This is a genomic window from Micromonospora sp. NPDC052213 (assembly GCF_040679695.1).
In the GTDB taxonomy this organism is placed as follows: domain Bacteria; phylum Actinomycetota; class Actinomycetes; order Mycobacteriales; family Micromonosporaceae; genus Micromonospora.
Window position 1 is genome coordinate 1 of the sequence record NZ_JBFAVI010000362.1, and the last position, 1,309, is coordinate 1,309.

General features: G+C 72.5%; 1 protein-coding gene and 1 pseudogene. Both read right to left on the reverse strand.

All coding sequences use genetic code 11. The annotated features are described in order from the left end of the window. Window positions 1-225 (reverse strand): annotated as a pseudogene (locus tag AB0L34_RS33950) (serine/threonine protein kinase); the annotation flags it as partial. 1 nt (window position 226) lies between these two features. Beyond that, the coding region (locus tag AB0L34_RS33955) for a penicillin-binding transpeptidase domain-containing protein (RefSeq protein WP_363709769.1) at window positions 227-1,309 on the reverse strand (1,083 nt) is incomplete at its 5' end.

Below are 1,309 nucleotides of genomic sequence, written 5' to 3' on the forward strand. Positions count from 1 at the left end.
GACGTCGACCACGCCCGGGTGGTTGATGGTCGCCATGGTCCGCGCCTCGCCCCGGAACCGCTCGGCGAAGCCCGGCTCGTCCAGCAGCGCGGGGAGCAGGCTCTTGACCGCGACGGTACGGCCCAGCACCTGGTCGGTGCCGCGCCACACGTCGCCCATGCCACCGCTGGCGATCCGCTCGTCGAGGCGGTAGCGGTTGCCGAGCTTCACCCCCGGGCTCAGCACGTCAGCGCCTCCCGGAGTCCGCGATGGCCGCCGCCATGATCCGGCCGGCGATGCGGGCCGCCTCGGCGCTGCCGCCGTTGCCCGCCTGCTCCAGCTCGACGCAGACGGCGGACAGCGGCGTGCCGTCCTTGTCCAGCGCGAAGCCGATGAACCAGCCGTGGTCCGGGGTGTTCGGGCCGGACTGCGCGGTACCGGTCTTGCCGCCCACCAGGTAGCCGTCGATGGCGGCCCGGCGGCCGGTGCCCTCCTTCACCACGTTCTGCATCATGTCGCGCAGGTCGGCCGCGACCTGACCGCTGATCGGGCGGCGCAGCTCGCGCGGCTGGGCGGGGTCGTAGACGGTGGTGCGGTCCGGCCCGAGCAACTGCTTGACCAGGTACGGACGCATCTGCTTGCCGTCCTTGTTCGCCACCGCGGCAGCGATCAGCGCGCCCTGCAGCGGCGTCATCCGCACGTTGTTCTGGCCGATCGACGACTGGGCGAGCGCCGCCGGGTCGGTGCTGCCGTCCGGGTTCTGCATGTCGCCGGTGCGGCTGGCCGCCACCGGCAGGCCACCCTCGCCGAGCTGGCCGACGGTGAGGTCGTCCTGCTCGAAGCCGAACTGCTTGGCCTTCTCCTTCACCTTGTCCGCGCCGAGCCGCACGCCGAGCTGGGCGAAGCCGGTGTTGCAGGACTCGGTGACCGCCTCGCGCAGCGTCACCTGCGACTCGGGGCAGATCGACGGCGCGGCGTTGCGGATCGGCTGCCCGGCGCCGGGCGCGGTGTAGCTGGAGCCGGCCGGGATGCGGGTCTGCTGGCCGACGCCGGTCTCCAGCGCGGCCGCCGCCATGATGATCTTGAAGGTGGAGCCCGGCGGCAGCGTCTCGGACAGCGCCCGGTTCGCCAGCGGCCGGTCCTTGTCCTTCTCCAGCGCGTTGTACGCCCGGTCCGCCTCGGTGCTGTTGTGGCTGGCCAGCGGGTTCGGGTCGAAGCTCGGCATGGAGACCAGCGCCTGCACCGCGCCGGTACGCGGGTCGATAGCGATCGCCGCGCCCTTCTTCGCGCCCACCTGGTTGTCGTTCAGCTGCTTGTACGCCGTCTCCTG